Raw genomic sequence first — 17,186 nt, 5'->3', positions numbered from 1 at the left:
GGCACGACGGGGAGACGGAGATGAACGAGGATAAGTCGCGGCAGCGTCTCGGACGCGGACTGGCAGCGCTCATCGGCAGCGGCGGCGCCTCTCCTGCGCGGGCCTCGAACGGTTTTGCGCCGCAAGAGTCCGCTGGAGAGCGTCGAATTGCGGTTTCCCGCCTGTCGCCGAACCCGCGCAATCCGCGCCGGCATTTCGACGAGGCCGACCTCGCCGAACTCACGGCCTCGATCCGCACCCATGGCGTCGTGCAGCCGATCCTCGTGCGCGAACGGGCCAATGGCATGGAGGCCTACGAGATCGTCGCCGGCGAGCGCCGCTGGCGTGCTGCCCAGAAGGCGGGCCTCACCGAGGTTCCGGTCGTTGTGCGGGATATCTCGGACCGCGAGTCGCTCGAGATCGCGATCATCGAGAACGTGCAGCGCGCGGACCTCAGCGCCATCGAGGAGGCGCAGGCCTACCAGATGCTGATCGAGGAGCATGCCTATACGCAGGCCGATCTCGCCGATGTGCTCGGCAAGAGCCGCAGCCATGTCGCGAACACGCTGAGGCTCCTGAAACTCCCCGAGGGCGTGCAAGGCATGCTGTCGCGGGGCGAGTTGTCACCCGGCCATGCCCGCACGGCGGTCTCGGCGGAGGACCCGGAGGCCTTCGCCCGAGAGATCATCGAGCGTGGCCTGTCGGTCCGCGAGGCCGAGGATCTGGCGCGGACGCCCGTGCCGCCGTCGGTCACCGGGCTCCCTGCCCGGCAGCGCCCGGCGGCCCGGCCGAAGCAGCAACCGCCGAAGCCGCTTGGGCAGGAGAAGGATGCCGATACGAGAGCGCTCGAGCGTCTCCTCTCGGAAACCCTCGGCATGCGGGTCGAGATCCGGCTGCCGGAAGATGGTGGTGACCTGCGGATCGACTACGGCAATCTGGAACAGCTGGACGAGATCTGCCGGCTCCTGCAGGCCAAGCAGAACCGTCCCCCGGAACCCCGCATCCGCACGCTTTAACTCTTTTCCGAAGAATTGATCAGCCATCGATTCGGCGGCGTAACGGTAGGCTCATTCTCGCAATGAGCCAGAGTTCGCGCGGACTCAAGTATTCCCGATTGTTGCAGAATGGGTCGCGGCTGGTGAACCTGTTCCCACCGAGAGAGCGCTGGATCGAAACACCTTCACGGTGAACTCAGCGGACCTTTTTTCGAAGGCGCGCGGCTTCGACGGCGGTACCGAGCAAGGTCTGTCGCAGGATAACGTGCGAGAGCGCGGCCTCCTTGCGGCTGTGCAGGATATCGGCCTCGATCGCCGCGAGCGCTGGCGCGAGGGCGTCGAGGGTCCAAAGCCCGAGTGCGGTTTCGAGCGCCGCCTTGCGCCGGAAATGCGGGCGACGCCCCTCCACCGCCCGGGCGACGCTCTGGTCGCCGTGCTCGACGGCAAAGCGCATCAGCTGCAAGCCCTGGAAATGGCGAAGCAATCCTTGCTGCAACAGGAACGGCTGGGTGCCGGCGGAGGTCAGCCGCTCGATCAGTTCCGGCAGCTTGCGTACCTCGCCGGTGGCGGCCGCATCGATCGTCTCCTCCAGCGTATCAGCCGAGACGTCGCCGACGATCGCCAGGATATCGGCAGCTTCGACCGCCGACTTGCCGTAGCAATAGAGGCAGAGCTTCTGCACCTCGCCGCGCGAGGCCAGCCGGTTGGCGCCGAGGCGCGCGCGCAGCATATCGCGGGTATCGCGGTCGATCGACAGGCCGGCGAGCTTCAGCTCCTCGTCGATCATCAGGTCGAGCGCCCTGCCCTCGTCCTGGTAGCATGGCAGCGCCATGGCGGCCCGGCCGCGCTCGACGGCGATGCGCAAGGGTGCGCTCTTCTTGAGATCACCGGCCTCGATGACCACGGCCGCATCGCGCGGGGGGTCCTTGGCAAGATCCGTGACCGCGGCCGACAGCGCCTTGCCGGAACCGGTGCCGGCCCCGCGGATGCGGATCAGCCGGCGGCCGCCGAACATCGAGATCGTCCGCGCCTCGTCGAACAGGCGGCCGATGTCCTTTTCCAGCTCGTCCGCATTGAGGCTGATGAAGGCAAAGGCGTCCTTCGGGTCGACGCCGGAGAGCGCCGCCACCTTTGCCGCCCGCTCCGAGACGAGCCCTGCATCGGGGCCGTAGAGCAGCACGATGGGAAAGCTGGTGTCGGGCCGCGACAGGAAGGCCTCGACCTCACCTGCCTTCTTTTCCGCCATCAGGCGCGCCGGAGGTGGTTTGATGCCGGCGCGCGGCGGGGCAACCGTTTTGCGCCGGCAAGGCTCACTTGCGCAGGTCCTTGCGGATGGTGACGGCGGCGCCGAGCTGCACCTTTTCGGCCACTTCCTTCGCTGCGAGCTCGCGGGCGTCGATGAGGGCGCGCGAGGAGGCGAAGAGCTGCTCCGACCGGTCGAACGGCACCGAGGCAAAGCGCAGACCGGTGCCGATCACCTTCTGGTCGGACAGGCGGACGACCTGGTAGGTCGCGTCCATCCGGTAAAGGCTTGCGGCGGGAACACCCGAGCCGCGCTCGATCGAAACGACGTTTTCCTGCCCGGTCACGGAGTACCGGATCTCGTAGACCGGAGCGGACGGCGTCGTGCCGCCGTTGAGGCGAAACAGAAGCGCGTTGCGGAACAGCTGCGCCGTGCGCGTGTTGGCCGGCGCCACGGCGATCTGGCCGCGGAGGTCGCCGAGGCTCTGGCCGCTGGTGCCGCTGGCGAGTGCCGCCTGGCTGGATGTGCCGTACATCGGCGAGACGGTGCAGCCACCGAGAAGGACGAGGGCGAGGAGCCCGGCGATCCGCGGGCGGAGCGCCCGATCAGACGACGACATTGACGATCCTTCCGGGGACGACGACGATGCGCTTCGGCGTCCGACCTTCGAGGGCCGTCTGCACGAAGTCGAGCGCCATGACGGCGCTTTCGATCTCAGCCTTGCCGGCCTTGACCGAAACGGTCAAGTCGCCGCGCTTCTTGCCGTTGAGCTGGACGGGGAGAACCACCTCGTCGACGACCAGCAGCGCGGGATCGATCTCCGGCCACTTCTGCTCGGCGCAGAGACCAGTATGGCCCAGCACCGTCCAGCATTCTTCGGCAAGATGCGGCATCATCGGCGCGATCAGCCGCACCAGCACCGACAGCGCCTCGGCGACGGCGTCCGCAACGCCCGTGACGTCGCGCGCGTCGCCCGAGGTTGACGCGGTCAGCGTGTTGACGAGCTCATAGAGCCGGGCGACGGCCTTGTTAAAGGCGAGGCGCTCGATGTCGTCGGCAACGCCCGACGCCGTGCGGTGCGCGGCGCGGCGGATCTCGGTCGAGCGCGGGGCATCGGCGGTGTCGCCCGCGGTGGCGGCGAGCTTCGGCGCGAGCTCGGCGACGAGGCGCCAGAGCCGCTGGACGAAGCGGTGCGCGCCCTCGACGCCGGATTCGGTCCAGATCACGTCGCGCTCCGGCGGGGAATCCGAGAGCATGAACCAGCGGGCGGTGTCGGCGCCATAGGAAGCGATGATGTCGTCGGGGTCGACGACGTTCTTCTTCGACTTCGACATCTTCTCGATCGCGCCGATCTCCAGCACGGCGTTGTCCGCCATCCGGGTCGCGGTGCGCAGGCCGTCGACCTCGTCGATGCGGATCTCGGCGGGCGAGACCCAGTCGCGGCCGTGCCGATAGGTCTCGTGCACGACCATGCCTTGGGTGAACAGGCCCTTGAACGGCTCGTCGATGGCGAGATGCCCGCAGGCCTGCATCGCCCGCACGAAGAAGCGGGAGTAGAGGAGGTGCAGGATCGCGTGCTCGATGCCGCCGATATACTGGTCGACGGGGAGCCAGGCATTGGCGCGCTGCGGATCGGTCGGCTCGTTGGCGTGGGGCGCGGTGAAGCGCGCGAAATACCAGGAACTGTCGACGAAGGTGTCCATCGTGTCCGTCTCGCGCCGGGCCTTGCCGCCGCATTGCGGGCACGAGGCGTGGCGCCAGGTCGGGTGGCGGTCGAGCGGGTTGCCGGGGCTGTCGAAGTCGATGTCGTCCGGCAGCTTGACGGGGAGGTTCTCGCGCGCCTCCGGCACGACGCCGCAGGCCTCGCAGTGGAGGACGGGAATTGGGCAGCCCCAGTAGCGCTGGCGCGAAATGCCCCAGTCGCGCAGGCGGAAATTGACCTTGCGCTCGGCCTGCGGCCGGCCGCCGAGATCGCTCGCCGCCAGCCGGTCGGCGACGGCGGCAAAGCCCTCGGCCGGGCTCATGCCGTCGAGGAAGCGCGACTGGAACAGCGTGCCGTCGCCGACATAGGCCTCGGTTCCGACGCTGAAGCTTGCCGTGTCGGCATCCGGCGGCAGGACGACGGGGGTGACCGGCAGATCGTATTTGCGGGCGAAGTCGAGATCGCGCTGGTCATGCGCCGGGCAACCGAAGATCGCGCCGGTGCCGTAGTCCATCAGCACGAAGTTGGCGACATAGACCGGCAGCTTCCAGCTGGGGTCGAGCGGGTGCACGGCCTCGATTCCGGTGCGCATGCCGAGCTTCTCGGCGGTCTCGATCGCCGCCGCCGTGGTGCCGCCGCGCTTGCAGGCGAGGATGAACTCGGCGAGCACCGGATTGTCGCGCGCCGCGGCGGTCGCCAGCGGGTGGTCGGGCGCGACGGCGAGGAAGGACGCACCGAACAGCGTGTCCGGCCGGGTGGTGAACACGGTGACGTCGGCCGCTGCGTCCGGCGCCTTCTCCAGCGCGAAGCGCACCAGCAGGCCTTCCGATTTGCCGATCCAGTTCTTCTGCATCAGCCGGACCTTTTCCGGCCATTCCGGCAGCGTGTCGAGCGCCGACAGCAGGTCCTCGGCATAGTCGGTGATGCGGAAGAACCATTGCGTGAGGTCGCGCTGCTCGACCTCGGCGCCCGAGCGCCAGCCCTTGCCGTCGATCACCTGCTCATTGGCGAGCACGGTGTTGTCGACGGGGTCCCAGTTGACCTTCGACTTGCGGCGATAGGCGATGCCCTTGGCCAGGAAGTCGAGGAACAGCATCTGCTGGCGGTGGTAGTAGTCAACGTCGCAGGTGGCGAACTCACGGGACCAGTCGAGCGACAGGCCCATCGACTTCAGCTGGCCGCGCATGGTGGCAATATTGGCATAGGTCCATTCGCGCGGATGCACCTTGTTCTGCATCGCGGCGTTTTCCGCCGGCATGCCGAAGGCGTCCCAGCCCATCGGGTGGAGGACGTTGAAACCCTTGGCGCGCTTGTAGCGCGCGACCACGTCGCCCATCGCGTAGTTGCGTACATGTCCCATGTGGATGCGGCCGGACGGGTAGGGGAACATCTCGAGGACGTAGTACTTCTCGCCCGGCGCATCGTCCTCAGTCTCGAACAGTTTCGCCGCGTTCCACGCCTCCCGCCAGCGGGGTTCGGCTTCGCGCGGATTGTAGCGTTCGATGGACATGCGGAGGGCTCGTCGGTTTACGCCAGGCCCGATCGAGGGGCCGACGTCGGAAGGGATTGCCGTCGTTCAACACCGCCTGCGCGCCAGCGTCAACCGAGAGGCGGCTCAGCGCTTCACGCTGGACGCGGCGGCGGCTGTTGCGCTGAGATGCAGGCGGTGAGTTTCGAGAGGGAAAGCAGCACGCCGGGCCAGCGGCGGACCGGGGAGAACGGGCTTCCCCGGCTGTGGCGACAGCCTCGCTCTCGAAGAGGAGGTGATGCGATGTGGTTTCTGCCGCTGAGCATCACGTTGGAGGTGAAAAGGACCCGGAGCGGCTGGCGAGTCTGTCTCCGGGTCCAATTCATCGTCTGACCAAGGGTGTCGGCTTCGGGGACCTCAGGTCGCTTCGGCCGGCACCCACTCCTTTCATATACGCCATTCCGGCCCATATTTCAAAGCCGCGTCCGTTGCTCCCGTCGCCTCTCGCTTTTCTGAAAGCCACTATGTCCGTCCAGCAATACCAAGCCGTCACCGCCGCCATTCGCGACGCCGAAACCGCCGCGGGCCGGGCTTCGGGGTCGGTGACCCTTGTCGCGGTGTCGAAGACCTATGCGGCCGAGGCGATCGCGCCGGTGCTGGAGGCCGGGCAGCGGGTGTTCGGCGAGAACCGGGTGCAGGAGGCGATGGCGAAGTGGCCGGAACTGCGGGAGCGGTTCGAGGGGATCGAGTTGCACCTCATCGGCCCGCTGCAGTCGAACAAAGCCGCCGAGGCGGTGGCCACTTTCGACGTCATCGAGACCGTCGACCGCGAGAAGATCGCCAAAGCGCTGGCCGGCGAGATCGCCACGCAGGGCAGGGCGCTTCGGCTCTACGTCCAGGTGAACACCGGCGAGGAGCCGCAGAAGGCCGGCATCGCGCCGGACGAGGCGGTGGCCTTCGTCGCGCGATGCCGCGACGTGCACGGCCTCGCCATCGAGGGCCTGATGTGCATTCCGCCGGCGGACGAGGATCCGGCGCCGCATTTCCGGCGGCTGGCGGAGCTCGCGAAGGCAGCGGGCGTCGCGAAGCTGTCGATGGGCATGTCGGGCGATTACGCCGTCGCGGTGGCGGAGGGCGCGACGGGCGTGCGCGTCGGATCGGCAATCTTTGGCGCGCGCGATTATGGCCACGCGGCCGGTTGAAGGCGATGGAGGCCGGCGGAAGAGGGAAGTCCGCCGGCGGGCAGCACGGGCTGACGGAGCGCAGCTTGCATGCAAGCCCCATCCGGCATCCTCTCGTCATCTTCGTCCGGCACAACCATGGCGATTCGCGGCCGGTTGACCGGCCGTCATGATGAATCAAGGCCGCGACGATCCGCGGCCGGACTCAGCGGGAGCGACGAGCATGGGCCAGGCGAAGGCGAACATTCTGACGGGAATCCTTGGCGTCCTCGCCGGCGGCAGCCCGGCGGCGAGCCTTGCACCGCTGCTGTTTGCGCGCCCGCCGGCCGAGGATCTCGCAGTGTTCTCGCCGAAGACCCTCGCGCTGGCGGCCGAACGCGCCGCGGTGGCGCTCGACGCGCACCGCCCGGCGACGCCGGTGGTCACCATCGAGCCGCTGCACGGCCTTGGGGCGATGGACCTCATCACCGTCGTCAACGACGACATGCCCTTCCTGTTCGACTCGGTGATGGCCGAGATCGCCGAGCGCGCGCCGGAAATCCTCTACATCTCGCACCCGATCCTCGACATCGTCCGCGACGGGGAGGGCCGTATCTCGGGCTTCACCGCCACCCGACCGGGGCCGGGATCGGGGGTAGAGAAGGCGGAGCGGGTCAGCCTGATCCAGGTGGCGATCGAGCGCGGCCCGCACAGCAATGCCGACCTAATCGCCGCGATCCTCAAAATCCTGCGCCAGGTCGGGCTTGCGGTCGGCGACTTCAAGGCGATGCGCGCCCGCGTCGGTACCGCCAAGCTTGCGCTGGAAGCCCGCGCCGCCATGCTCGACGGCACCGAGGCCGTGCGGGTCGCGGAGGCGGCGAAGCTCCTGGACTGGCTGCTCGCCGACAACTTCATCTTCCTCGGCGCGCGTGAGTTCGTCTATGTCGGCGCCGAGAACGAGGAGGCGCTCGAGCGCAGCGACGAGCCGGCGCTCGGCATCCTTGCGGACCCCGATGTGCGCGTGCTTGGCCGAGCCGGCCAGCCGCAGACGGTGACGCCGGAAATCCGCGCCTTCCTGCAGGCGCCGAACCCGCTGATCGTCACCAAGGCGAACAGCCGCACCACGGTGCACCGCCGCGCCTACATGGACTATATCGGCGTCAAGCAGTACGACGCCGCCGGAAACTTTGCCGGCGAGCTGCGCATCGTCGGCCTGTTCACCTCCACCGCCTACACCCGCTCGATCCTGACCATTCCCTATCTCCGGCTGAAGGCCGAGACGGTGATCCAGCGCTTCGACCTCGCGGCTGGCTCGCACAGCGCCAAGGCGCTCCTCAACGTGCTCGAGGCCTATCCGCGCGACGAGGTGTTCCAGATTGATGTCGACAGCCTCGAGCGGTTTGCCGGCACGGTGCTGGAGCTCGGCGAGCGGCCGCGCGTGCGCGTGCTGCCGCGCATCGACCGGTTCGACCGCTTCGTCTCGATCCTCGTCTTCGTGCCGCGCGACCGCTATGATTCCCGCCTCGGCGAGAGGATCGGCCATCTCCTCGCCGAAGCCTATGACGGCCATGTCTCGGCGGTCTATCCGGGCTTCCCGGAAGGGTCGCTCGCCCGCATCCATTTCATCATCGGCCGCAAGTCGGGCCAGACGCCGGTGGTCGACGCCACCCGGCTCGAGGCCGAGATCGCCGAGATGGCGAAGGCTTGGGAGGACGGCTTCGTCCGGGCCGTGCAGGATGCCGGTGGGACCGCCGATCTGATCCGCTTCGCCCCCGGCCTGCCCGAGAGCTATCGCGACGCGGTGGCGCCCGCCGAGGCGGTGACCGACACCCGCCGGATGGCGCGGCTCGGCACGGACGACGCCCTCGCCATCGACTTCTACCGCCGCCCGGGCGACCCCCGCACGCTGCTGCGGCTGAAGATCTATCATCTCGGCAGCGCCGTGCCGCTTTCGACGCGCGTGCCAATCCTTGAGAACATGGGCTTTGGCGTCGTCTCCGAACGGACCTTCGAGATCCTGCGGCCGGACGGCGCCGCGGTGCACCTGCACGACATGGACCTGGTGCGCCAGAGCGGCGGCGACATCGCGCTGGATGACGAGGGCGACGCGCTGCAGCAGACCTTTGCCGCCGTCTCGGCCGGGCAGATCGAGAACGATCCGCTGAACGCGCTGGTGCTGGAGGCCGGCCTTGCCTACCGCCAGGCGAACGTCCTGCGCGCCTATTCGCGCTATCTCAGACAGGCCGGCATCGCCTTCGGCCAAGACTTCATCGCCGCGACGCTCCTGCGCCATCCCGGCATCGCCAGCCTGCTCTGGCAGCTGTTCGATGCCGCCTTCGACCCGGCGCGGCCGATCCCCGCTGCCGAGACGCCGGTGGAAGCGGGTGAGGGGGCCCCGGCCGAACCCGAGGACCGGCTGAAGCAGCTGGCCGCCACGCGTGGGACGCTGCCCACCTACACCGCCATCACCGCCGCGCTCGACGCGGTGGAGAGCCTCGACGACGACCGCATCCTCCGGCGCTTCCTGTCGACCATTCTCGCGACGCTGCGCACCAATTTCTACGCCGTCGACGGCACCTCGGCCGAGGAGGGCTCGAAGCCCGGCCATGTCCAGCCGGCGCTCGCCTTCAAGCTCGACTCGCACCTCGTCGAGGGCCTGCCGGCGCCGGTCCCGTTCCGCGAGATCTTCGTCTTCGACGCCCGCGTCGAGGGCGTGCACCTGCGCTTCGGCCGGGTGGCGCGCGGCGGCTTGCGCTGGTCCGACCGCAGCCAGGACTACCGCACCGAGGTGCTCGGCCTCGTCAAGGCGCAGCAGGTGAAGAACGCGGTGATCGTGCCGGTCGGCGCCAAGGGCGGCTTCTTCCCGAAACGCCTCGGCGATCCGGCGAACCGCGACAGCTGGTTCGAGGCCGGCCGCTCGGCCTATGTCGTGTTCATCGCCTCGCTCCTGTCTGTCACCGACAACATCGACGGCGCTGATATCGTGACCCCAGACCGGGTAAAGCGCTTCGACGCCGAGGACCCGTATTTCGTCGTCGCCGCCGACAAGGGCACCGCGACCTTCTCCGACACCGCCAATGCGATCGCGCAGTCGAACGGCTTCTGGCTCGACGATGCCTTCGCCTCGGGCGGCTCGGTCGGCTACGACCACAAGGCGATGGGCATCACGGCGCGCGGCGCCTGGGAGACGGTGAAGCGGCATTTCCGCGAGATGGACCGCGACATCCAGACGACGCCGTTCACCGTCGTCGGCTGCGGCGACATGTCGGGCGACGTCTTCGGCAACGGCATGCTGCTCTCGCCCGAAACCCGGCTCGTCGCCGCCTTCGACCACCGCGACATCTTTATCGATCCCTCGCCGGATGCAGCGACGACGCTCGCCGAACGCCGGCGGCTGTTCGCCTTGCCGCGCTCGTCCTGGGCAGATTTCGACAAGACGCTGATCTCAGCCGGCGGCGGCGTCTTCTCGCGGCGCGAGAAACTGATCCGGCTGTCAAAGGAGGCCGCTGCGGCGATCGGCTGGGACCGGACGTCCGGCACGCCCGCGGAAATCATCACCGCGATCCTCAAGGCGCCGGCCGACCTGCTCTGGTTCGGCGGCATCGGCACCTATATCCGCGCGACCGCCGAGACCAATGCCGATGTCGGCGATCGCGCCAATGACGCGGTGCGCATCACCGGCGCGCAGGTGCGGGCGAAGGTGGTGGGCGAGGGCGCCAATCTCGGCGTCACCCAGCGCGGCCGCATCGAGTTCGCGCGGGCCGGCGGGCGGATCAACACCGACGCAATCGACAACTCGGCCGGCGTCAACACGTCCGACGTCGAGGTGAACATCAAGATCGCGCTGAAGAGCGCCATGGCCGAGGGTCGGCTGACGCGCGAGGCGCGCAACGTGCTGCTGGCGTCGATGACGGCGGAGGTCGCCGAGCTCGTGCTCGCCAACAATTACGAGCAGTCGCTGGCGTTGTCGCTGGAGCAGCGCCGCGGCGTCTCGGCACTGCCGCTGCAGTCGCGCTTCATGACCGTGCTGGAGGAAGCGGGGCTGCTCAGCCGCGAGGTCGAGACGCTGCCGACCGAAGCGGGACTCGCGGATCTGCGCGCTTCCGGCAGCGGGCTGACCCGGCCGGAGATCGCGGTCCTCGTCGCCTATTCCAAGATCGTCCTCTTCGACCAGCTGATCGCCAGCGACCTGCCGGACGACCCCTATCTCAGGGAGCGGCTGTTCGGCTACTTCCCAGCGCCCATGCGGGGCGGTCATGCCGCCGACATCGAGGGCCACCGGCTGGCCCGCGAGATCGTCGCGACGATCCTTGCCAATGCCGCGATCAACCGTCTCGGGCCGACCTATGTGACGGCGGTGCGCGAGGCGACGGGCGCGTCACCGGCCGAGATCGTGGCGGCCTTCGTCGCCGCGCATGACGGGCTCGGCGCCGATGCGCTCTACACCCGCATCGACGCGCTGGACGGGCAGATCCACGGCGACACACAGAATGCGCTCTACGAGGCCGTCGGCCAGTTCCTGCAAGCGACGACGCGCTGGTATGTGCAGAACGGCGCGGCCGGCCGCGGCCTGACCGCGGCGGTCGAGGGAATCCGCGACACAGTGGCAATGCTACGGCCAAAGCTTCTCGGTCTCGCCAGCGAGCGGGCGCGCGAGATCGCCACTGAGCGGCAGTCCAAATGGACCGAGGCGGCGGTGCCGGAGGCGCTGGCCGCCGACGTCACCTTGCTGCCGTTGGTGGCCCTGGTGCCGGACATTGCCGATGTTTCACGTGAAACATCGACGCCGCTGGAATCCGCCGTCGCCAGCTATTTCGGCATTACCCGGCTGTTCGAGATCGGCCGGCTCGAGATGGCGCTCCACCGGCTGGAGCCGACGGACTATTACGAGATCCTGGCGCTGGAACGCGCCGGCAGCCAGATCGCCGGCGCCAGGCGGCGTCTTACCACACGGGCACTGGCCGATTTCGGCGCGGCGGAAGATCCGGTTGCCGCCTGGGCCGAGAGCCGCCAGGCGGTGGTCTCGCGCATCGTCGCGCAGATCTCGGCGCTCGCCGGCAGCGGCGACACATCGGTCGCCCGCCTGACCGTGGCGGCAGGGCTGCTGTCGGACCTCCAGGGCTAGGTCCGACAGCCAAAGCCGACGCGGCAGTAAGACACAGGACGACAGGGCGACATTCGTCGTCGGTCGGCCGCCGTCGCGGATGAGAGACGGTATCGCCGTCTGGTTCACAGGTATTTTGGGCCCTCAGAAAGAGGCAGTGCGCCGGCTTACCAGCGCCTTTGAAAGGCCGGCTGGCCGGCGCGCGATACCGCTTTGCGCGGGGCATCCGAACGGTCAGGAACCCGATCTTATCATTGCGTTTACCTTGATCTGCGAAAGGTCTTCATGGTGGATGCAGCCGTGTTCGCCCGCAGCTCGCCTGCGTACGGGAACCGGCACGGGCAGGATTCGGGAGTGGCAGCGGAATTGGCGGATCGACCGCGCCTAGCGGCATTGATGATCTCGGAAGCCTGGCGGCGGGTCCGTCGGCGGCTGCGCATCGGGCCCCTGCACCGCTGGCGGTTCGCCGGCAGCGCGCCCGATCGCCTGCTGGTCACCCCGCCCGAACTGCGCCGCGGCGACCCGATCATCGCGGCCGACATCTATGCCGGCAAGTTTTACCTCGCCGGACAGCTGGTTGAGATCGACACCGGCTCGCCCTTCCAGGTGACGCCGCCCTCGCGCGGCTGGGCGGCCGAGCTGCACTCCTTCGGCTGGCTGCGCCATCTCAGCGAGGCCGGCGACGCGCTGGCCGCTGCCAACGCCCGCGCCCTCATCGCCGACTGGCAGCGCGAGACCGGCTTTTCACTGGGACCGCGCACGCACGAGGTCGACGTGACCGCCCGGCGGGTGATCGCCTGGCTGACGCATTCCAACCTGATCCTCGTCGACGCGGACTTTGCCTTCTACCGCAAGTTCCTGCGCAGCCTGTCGCGCGAGATGCGCTATCTCCGCTCGATCGCCGCCGAGGCGCCGGACGGCCTGCCGCGGCTCCGGGCGCGCATCGCGCTGGCCTTCCTGTCGCTGTGCATGCCGACCGGCGGCGGGCACATGCGGGTCGCCGCGCGCAACCTGTCCGACGAGCTCGACCGGCAGATCTTTGCCGATGGCGGCCATGTCTCGCGCAACCCGGCGGCCAATATCGAGATCCTCGCCGAGCTCCTGCCGCTGCGCCAGACGTTTGCCGAGCAGAACCAGCCGGTGCCGAAGGGCCTCATCCGCGCGATCGACCGCATGCTGCCGGCGCTGCGCTTCTTCCGCCATGCCGATGGCGCGGTGGCGCTGTTCAACGGTGCCGGCGTGTCCGAGGGCCAGCTGATCACCGCGCTCCTGCGCCATGACGAGACGCTCGGCGATCCGATCAGCCATGCCCGCCAGTCCGGCTACCAGCGGCTGTCGGCCGCCGGCACGGTGCTGATCGCCGATACCGGCCTGCCGCCGGCTTCCAACCTTTCCGGCGAGGCGCATGCCGGGACGCTCGCCTTCGAGTTCTCCTCCGGATCGAGCCGCCTGGTGGTGAACTGTGGCGCCCCGGCGCGGCAGGACGAGGACTGGCGCCGGCTCGCCCGCACCACCGCGGCGCATTCGACGCTGACGGTCGCCGACCATTCCTCCGCGCGGTTCTCGCAATCGGGCCTCGTCGAGCGGTTTCTCGGCGCGCCGCTGATCGCCGGGCCGACACGGGTGCCGACGACGCGCGAGGACAGCGATGCCGGCCAGCGCTTCACCGCCGCGCATGACGGCTACCGCCAGCGCTACGGCCTCGTGCACGAGCGCTCGCTGTTCCTGTCCCGCGACGGGCGGGTGATCGAGGGCACCGACCGGCTGTTTGCGGCGAGCGCCAAGTCGCCGCGGCCGCGCATGCCGGCGGCGATCCGCTTCCACCTCCACCCCGGCGTATCCGCCGAGCGCACGGCGGACGGCGTGATCCTCACCGCGCGCAAGGAGGTCTGGCAGTTCCACTGCGATGCCGACGTCGAACTCGAGGACAGCATCTTCTTCGCCGACAGCGCCGGCGCCCGCCGCACGACGCAGATCGTCGTGACCTTCGACCCGGCGTCGCGCACCGACATCGCCTGGCGCTTCGTCAAGCGGTAGGGGCGGTTCCGGTCGCTACCGCTGCCGGGCCGTCCACCAGAAGCCCCGCCGCCATCAGGCAAAACACCTCGACGGCGACCGGCAGCACGGCGCTCGGCGTCTCGCTCGCGGCCACCCACAGGGCCGCGTTCATCGCCGCGCCGCTGAGGAGCCTGGCCGCCGCCTCGGTATCGACCGGCCTGACGATCCCGTCCGCGATCAGTCCGGCCACGGCCTCCCGCGTCAGGGCAAGGCAGGCGTTCTGGCTCGGCCATTGCGAGGGATCGCCAAGGAAGGCGGGCCCGTCGAGCAGCACGATGCGGCGAACCTCGGGATCAAGCGCCATTTCGATATAGGCCGATCCTTCCGCCAGAAGGCCTTCCCAGGCGGTCGGTGCTGCCGCCGCGGCCTTGTGGGCCGCTGCTGCCATCTCGCCGTCGATGGCGGCGACCACGGCGGCCAGCAGCCCCTTCTTGTCGCCGAAGTTGTGGTAGAGCGCCCCGCGCGTCAGCCCGGCAGCAGCGGTCAGCTCGTCCATCGACGCCGCGGCAAAGCCCTTTTCCGCAAAGGCAAGGCGCGCCGCCGCCAGCAGTCTGGCGCGGTTTTCTTCCATGGTTTCGAGACGGCGCCTGGGCGGCATGGCGGGCCCTCCATCGAGATACGCAGTGCATGTGAGTTGACATACGAGGCGTATGCCGCGTAACTCGGATACGCGTCGTATATCAGACTTCGGCGCATTCCTGTAGCCTCCCGGCCTTCCCATCGCTTCTGGCTGAGGTGACCGCCGGCCTGACATCGGACCCTGCCATGATCCCGCGCGACACCATTTTTCCCGCCGACCGCCATGCTCTCTACGAACAGCACGGCTATTCTGCCGCCATCCGGTCGGGCGACCTGCTCTTCGTCTCCGGCCAGGTCGGCAGCCTTAGCGACGGCACGCCGGAGCCGGACTTCGAGCGCCAGGTCCGTCTCGCCTTCGACAATCTCGCAGCGGTCCTGGCCGCGGCCGGCTGCACCATGGCGGACCTCGTCGACGTGACGACGTTCCACACCGATCCCGAGCGCCAGTTCCCCGCGGTCATGGCGGTGAAGGGGGAGGTCTTCCCGGCCGCCCCTTATCCGAACTGGACCGCCGTCGGGGTCACCTGGCTCGCCGGTTTCGACTTCGAGATCAAGGTGATCGCCCGTATTCCGGGGTGAGGGCGCCAGCGCCCGCTCCGGCCTGACAAACGCCGAAAGCCCGGCTACACTCCAGCCATGGCCAAGCTCACTCTCCTCTGCCTCGCCCTTCTCCTCGCCGGCTGCGGCGGCATGAACCGCGCGGTCGGCGTCCTGCCGAACACCTTCGACGAACTCGCCGCCAAGCGTGCCGCCGCCCGGGGCGAGACCCCGCCGGCGCCGGCGCCGGGCGTGCCGCCGGCGGGCTGAGGCGGGCGCGGCTCTGGCCGCCTGCCGGGCTGGAACGGCCGACAGTTTTGGTGCGTCGTCCTGCAAGGCTTGCACCGCCCCTCATCCCGCTGCCGCGACCTTCTCCCCGCTGGGGAGAAGAAAGCAGTTGCGGCGTGATGCGGGCTGGAAGGCACTGCGTTCTTCGCCCCTCCGGAGAGAAGTGGCCGGCAGGCCGATGAGGGGGCGCCCACGGCGGGAAGGACGCTGCCGCAGCCCGCCAGACCGCGCGCGCACGATGTTGCGGCGTTGTCACCGCGGGCTGCGGGCGGTATCAGGGCGGCAACAGCGGGGCCGGTCCCGCACGCCTCTCCTGAAGGATCCGCTCCCATGGCCGTCACCGCCAACGCCTATCCCGCGCCCGACCGCCTGCCGCTGAAGCGGGCGCTGCTCTCGGTGTCCGACAAGAGCGGCCTTGCCGAGTTCGCCCGCGCACTGGCGGCGGCCGGCGTCGAGCTGGTGTCGACCGGCGGCACGCGCAAGGCGCTGGAGGGCGAGGGGCTTGCGGTGCGCGACGTCGCCGAGCTCACCGGCTTTCCCGAGATCATGGACGGGCGGGTGAAGACGCTGCATCCGGGCGTCCATGGCGGGCTTTTGGCGGTGCGCGCCGATCCCGCCCATGCCGAGGCCATGGCGGCGCACGGCATTGCCGGGATCGACCTCCTGGTGGTCAACCTCTACCCCTTCGAGGCGACGGTGAAGGCCGGCGCCGACTATGCCGCGGCGGTCGAGAACATCGACATCGGCGGTCCCGCAATGATCCGGGCGGCGGCGAAGAACCACGCCTATCTCACCGTCGCGACCGACCCCGCCGACTATGCGGCGATCCTCGAGGCGTTGACGGAGGGCGCGGGCGAGACGCCGTTCGCGCTGCGCCAGCAGCTGGCGGCGAAGGCCTTTGCCCGGACCGCCGCCTATGACAGCGCGATCTCGTCTTGGTTCGCTGAAACGCTGAAGGATGCCGCGCCCCGCCAAGCGAGCTTTGCCGGAACGCTCGCCCAGACGCTGCGCTATGGCGAGAACCCGCACCAGACGGCGGCCTTCTACCGCAATGGCGACGAGCGGCCGGGCGTTGCCACCGCCCGCCAGCTGCAGGGCAAGGAGCTCTCCTACAACAACCTCAACGACACCGACGCCGCCTTCGAGCTGGTCGCCGAGTTCGACCCGGCGCGCACCGCCGCGGTCGCCATCATCAAGCACGCCAATCCTTGCGGCGTGGCGGAAGGCGCGAGCCTTGCCGAGGCCTATGGCGCGGCGCTCGCCTGCGATCCCGTCTCGGCCTTTGGCGGCATCGTCGCGATAAATCGCACGCTCGACGCCGAGGCGGCGCGGGCGATCGTCGAGGTGTTCACCGAGGTGATCATCGCGCCCGATGCCGACGAGGCCGCCATCGCCATCGTCGCGGGCAAGAAGAACCTCCGCCTCCTCCTCACCGGCGGCCTGCCCGATCCCCGCGCCCGCGGCACAATGGTGAAGTCGGTCGCCGGCGGCCTCCTGGTGCAGTCGCGCGACAATGGCGTGATCGACGACATCGAGCTGAAGGTGGTGACGAAGCGGGCGCCGAGCGAGGCGGAGATGGCGGACCTGAAATTCGCCTTCCGCATTGCCAAGCACGTGAAGTCGAACGCCATCGTCTATGCCAAGAACCTTGCCGCCGTCGGCATCGGCGCGGGGCAGATGAGCCGCATCGATTCCTCGCGTATCGCCGCCCGTAAGGCCGAGGACGCGGCGAAGGCGCTTCTGACCGAGCGCAGCGGCGCCGAGCAGGTGGCGGGGCTCGCCGCCGGCCATGCCATCACGCCGCTGACGCATGGCTCGGTCGTCGCCTCCGACGCCTTTTTCCCCTTCGCCGACGGCCTGATCTCGGCGATCGAGGCCGGCGCCACCGCGGTGATCCAGCCCGGCGGCTCCATGCGTGACGCCGAGGTGATCGCCGCGGCCGACGCGCACGGCATCGCCATGGTGTTCACCGGCATGCGCCACTTCCGGCACTGAGCATGCCGCTCTGCCGGAGGTCGCCCGGTCCGGCCGACGGACCGCGCGAAGGCCGGCGACGTCTCTAACGTTCTGACG

11 protein-coding genes are annotated in these 17,186 nt (G+C 69.1%); 7 read left to right on the top strand and 4 right to left on the bottom strand.

Annotated features, from left to right (window positions below):
- Positions 1–20: 20 nt before the first annotated feature.
- Positions 21–995: a ParB/RepB/Spo0J family partition protein gene (locus tag ACZLZQ_RS23325; RefSeq protein ID WP_472951610.1), complete on the top strand. Its 975-nt coding sequence runs from the start codon at positions 21–23 to the stop codon at positions 993–995.
- A 175-nt stretch (positions 996–1,170) separates the two neighbouring features.
- Here ACZLZQ_RS23325 and holA read toward each other — a convergent pair whose 3' ends face one another.
- The 3 genes from holA to leuS all read right to left on the bottom strand — a co-directional run bounded on the left by holA (position 1,171) and on the right by leuS (position 5,429).
- Positions 1,171–2,220 carry a DNA polymerase III subunit delta gene (gene holA / locus ACZLZQ_RS23320; protein ID WP_472951608.1) on the bottom strand — a complete coding sequence of 350 codons (1,050 nt, stop codon included), beginning with the start codon at positions 2,218–2,220 and terminating at the stop codon, positions 1,171–1,173.
- 64 nt (positions 2,221–2,284) lie between these two features.
- Positions 2,285–2,836 (bottom strand): hypothetical protein, encoded by a 552-nt coding sequence (locus ACZLZQ_RS23315; RefSeq protein WP_472951606.1) that lies wholly within the window; start codon positions 2,834–2,836, stop codon positions 2,285–2,287.
- Positions 2,823–5,429: a leucine--tRNA ligase gene (gene leuS, locus ACZLZQ_RS23310; RefSeq protein ID WP_472951604.1), complete on the bottom strand. Its 2,607-nt coding sequence runs from the start codon at positions 5,427–5,429 to the stop codon at positions 2,823–2,825. The genes ACZLZQ_RS23315 and leuS overlap by 14 nt, the downstream gene beginning before the upstream one ends.
- Before the next feature lie 482 nt (positions 5,430–5,911).
- Here leuS and ACZLZQ_RS23305 point away from each other — a divergent pair, with 482 nt between their 5' ends.
- From ACZLZQ_RS23305 to ACZLZQ_RS23295, 3 genes are all read left to right on the top strand, one after another.
- Entirely contained in the window at positions 5,912–6,589 is a 678-nt protein-coding gene (locus tag ACZLZQ_RS23305; protein ID WP_472951602.1) for a YggS family pyridoxal phosphate-dependent enzyme, read from the top strand.
- Positions 6,590–6,791: 202 nt separating this feature from the next.
- Entirely contained in the window at positions 6,792–11,672 is a 4,881-nt protein-coding gene (locus ACZLZQ_RS23300) for an NAD-glutamate dehydrogenase (protein ID WP_472951600.1), read from the top strand.
- Between the two features lie 333 nt (positions 11,673–12,005).
- Entirely contained in the window at positions 12,006–13,688 is a 1,683-nt protein-coding gene (locus ACZLZQ_RS23295) for a heparinase II/III family protein (protein WP_472951597.1), read from the top strand.
- Here ACZLZQ_RS23295 and ACZLZQ_RS23290 read toward each other — a convergent pair.
- The gene (locus ACZLZQ_RS23290) at positions 13,678–14,307 is read right to left on the bottom strand and encodes a TetR/AcrR family transcriptional regulator (protein ID WP_472951595.1); all 630 of its coding nucleotides are present in this window, start codon (positions 14,305–14,307) and stop codon (positions 13,678–13,680) included. The genes ACZLZQ_RS23295 and ACZLZQ_RS23290 overlap by 11 nt on opposite strands.
- 167 nt (positions 14,308–14,474) lie before the next feature.
- Between ACZLZQ_RS23290 and ACZLZQ_RS23285 the strand changes: the two genes are divergently transcribed.
- The 3 genes from ACZLZQ_RS23285 to purH all read left to right on the top strand — a co-directional run bounded on the left by ACZLZQ_RS23285 (position 14,475) and on the right by purH (position 17,108).
- Positions 14,475–14,867 (top strand): RidA family protein, encoded by a 393-nt coding sequence (locus ACZLZQ_RS23285; RefSeq protein WP_472951593.1) that lies wholly within the window; start codon positions 14,475–14,477, stop codon positions 14,865–14,867.
- 57 nt (positions 14,868–14,924) lie between these two features.
- Complete coding sequence (locus ACZLZQ_RS23280) at positions 14,925–15,095, top strand: hypothetical protein (protein WP_472951591.1); 171 nt, start codon at positions 14,925–14,927, stop codon at positions 15,093–15,095.
- Between the two features lie 348 nt (positions 15,096–15,443).
- Positions 15,444–17,108, top strand: a complete 1,665-nt coding sequence (purH, locus tag ACZLZQ_RS23275) for a bifunctional phosphoribosylaminoimidazolecarboxamide formyltransferase/IMP cyclohydrolase (protein ID WP_472951589.1) — start codon at positions 15,444–15,446, stop codon at positions 17,106–17,108.
- Positions 17,109–17,186: the final 78 nt, after the last annotated feature.

It is taken from the genome of Mesocryomonas lacus (assembly GCF_055730105.2).
The sequence above is the reverse complement of the archived record's forward strand: the minus strand, read 5'-3'. Positions and strand labels throughout refer to the sequence as shown.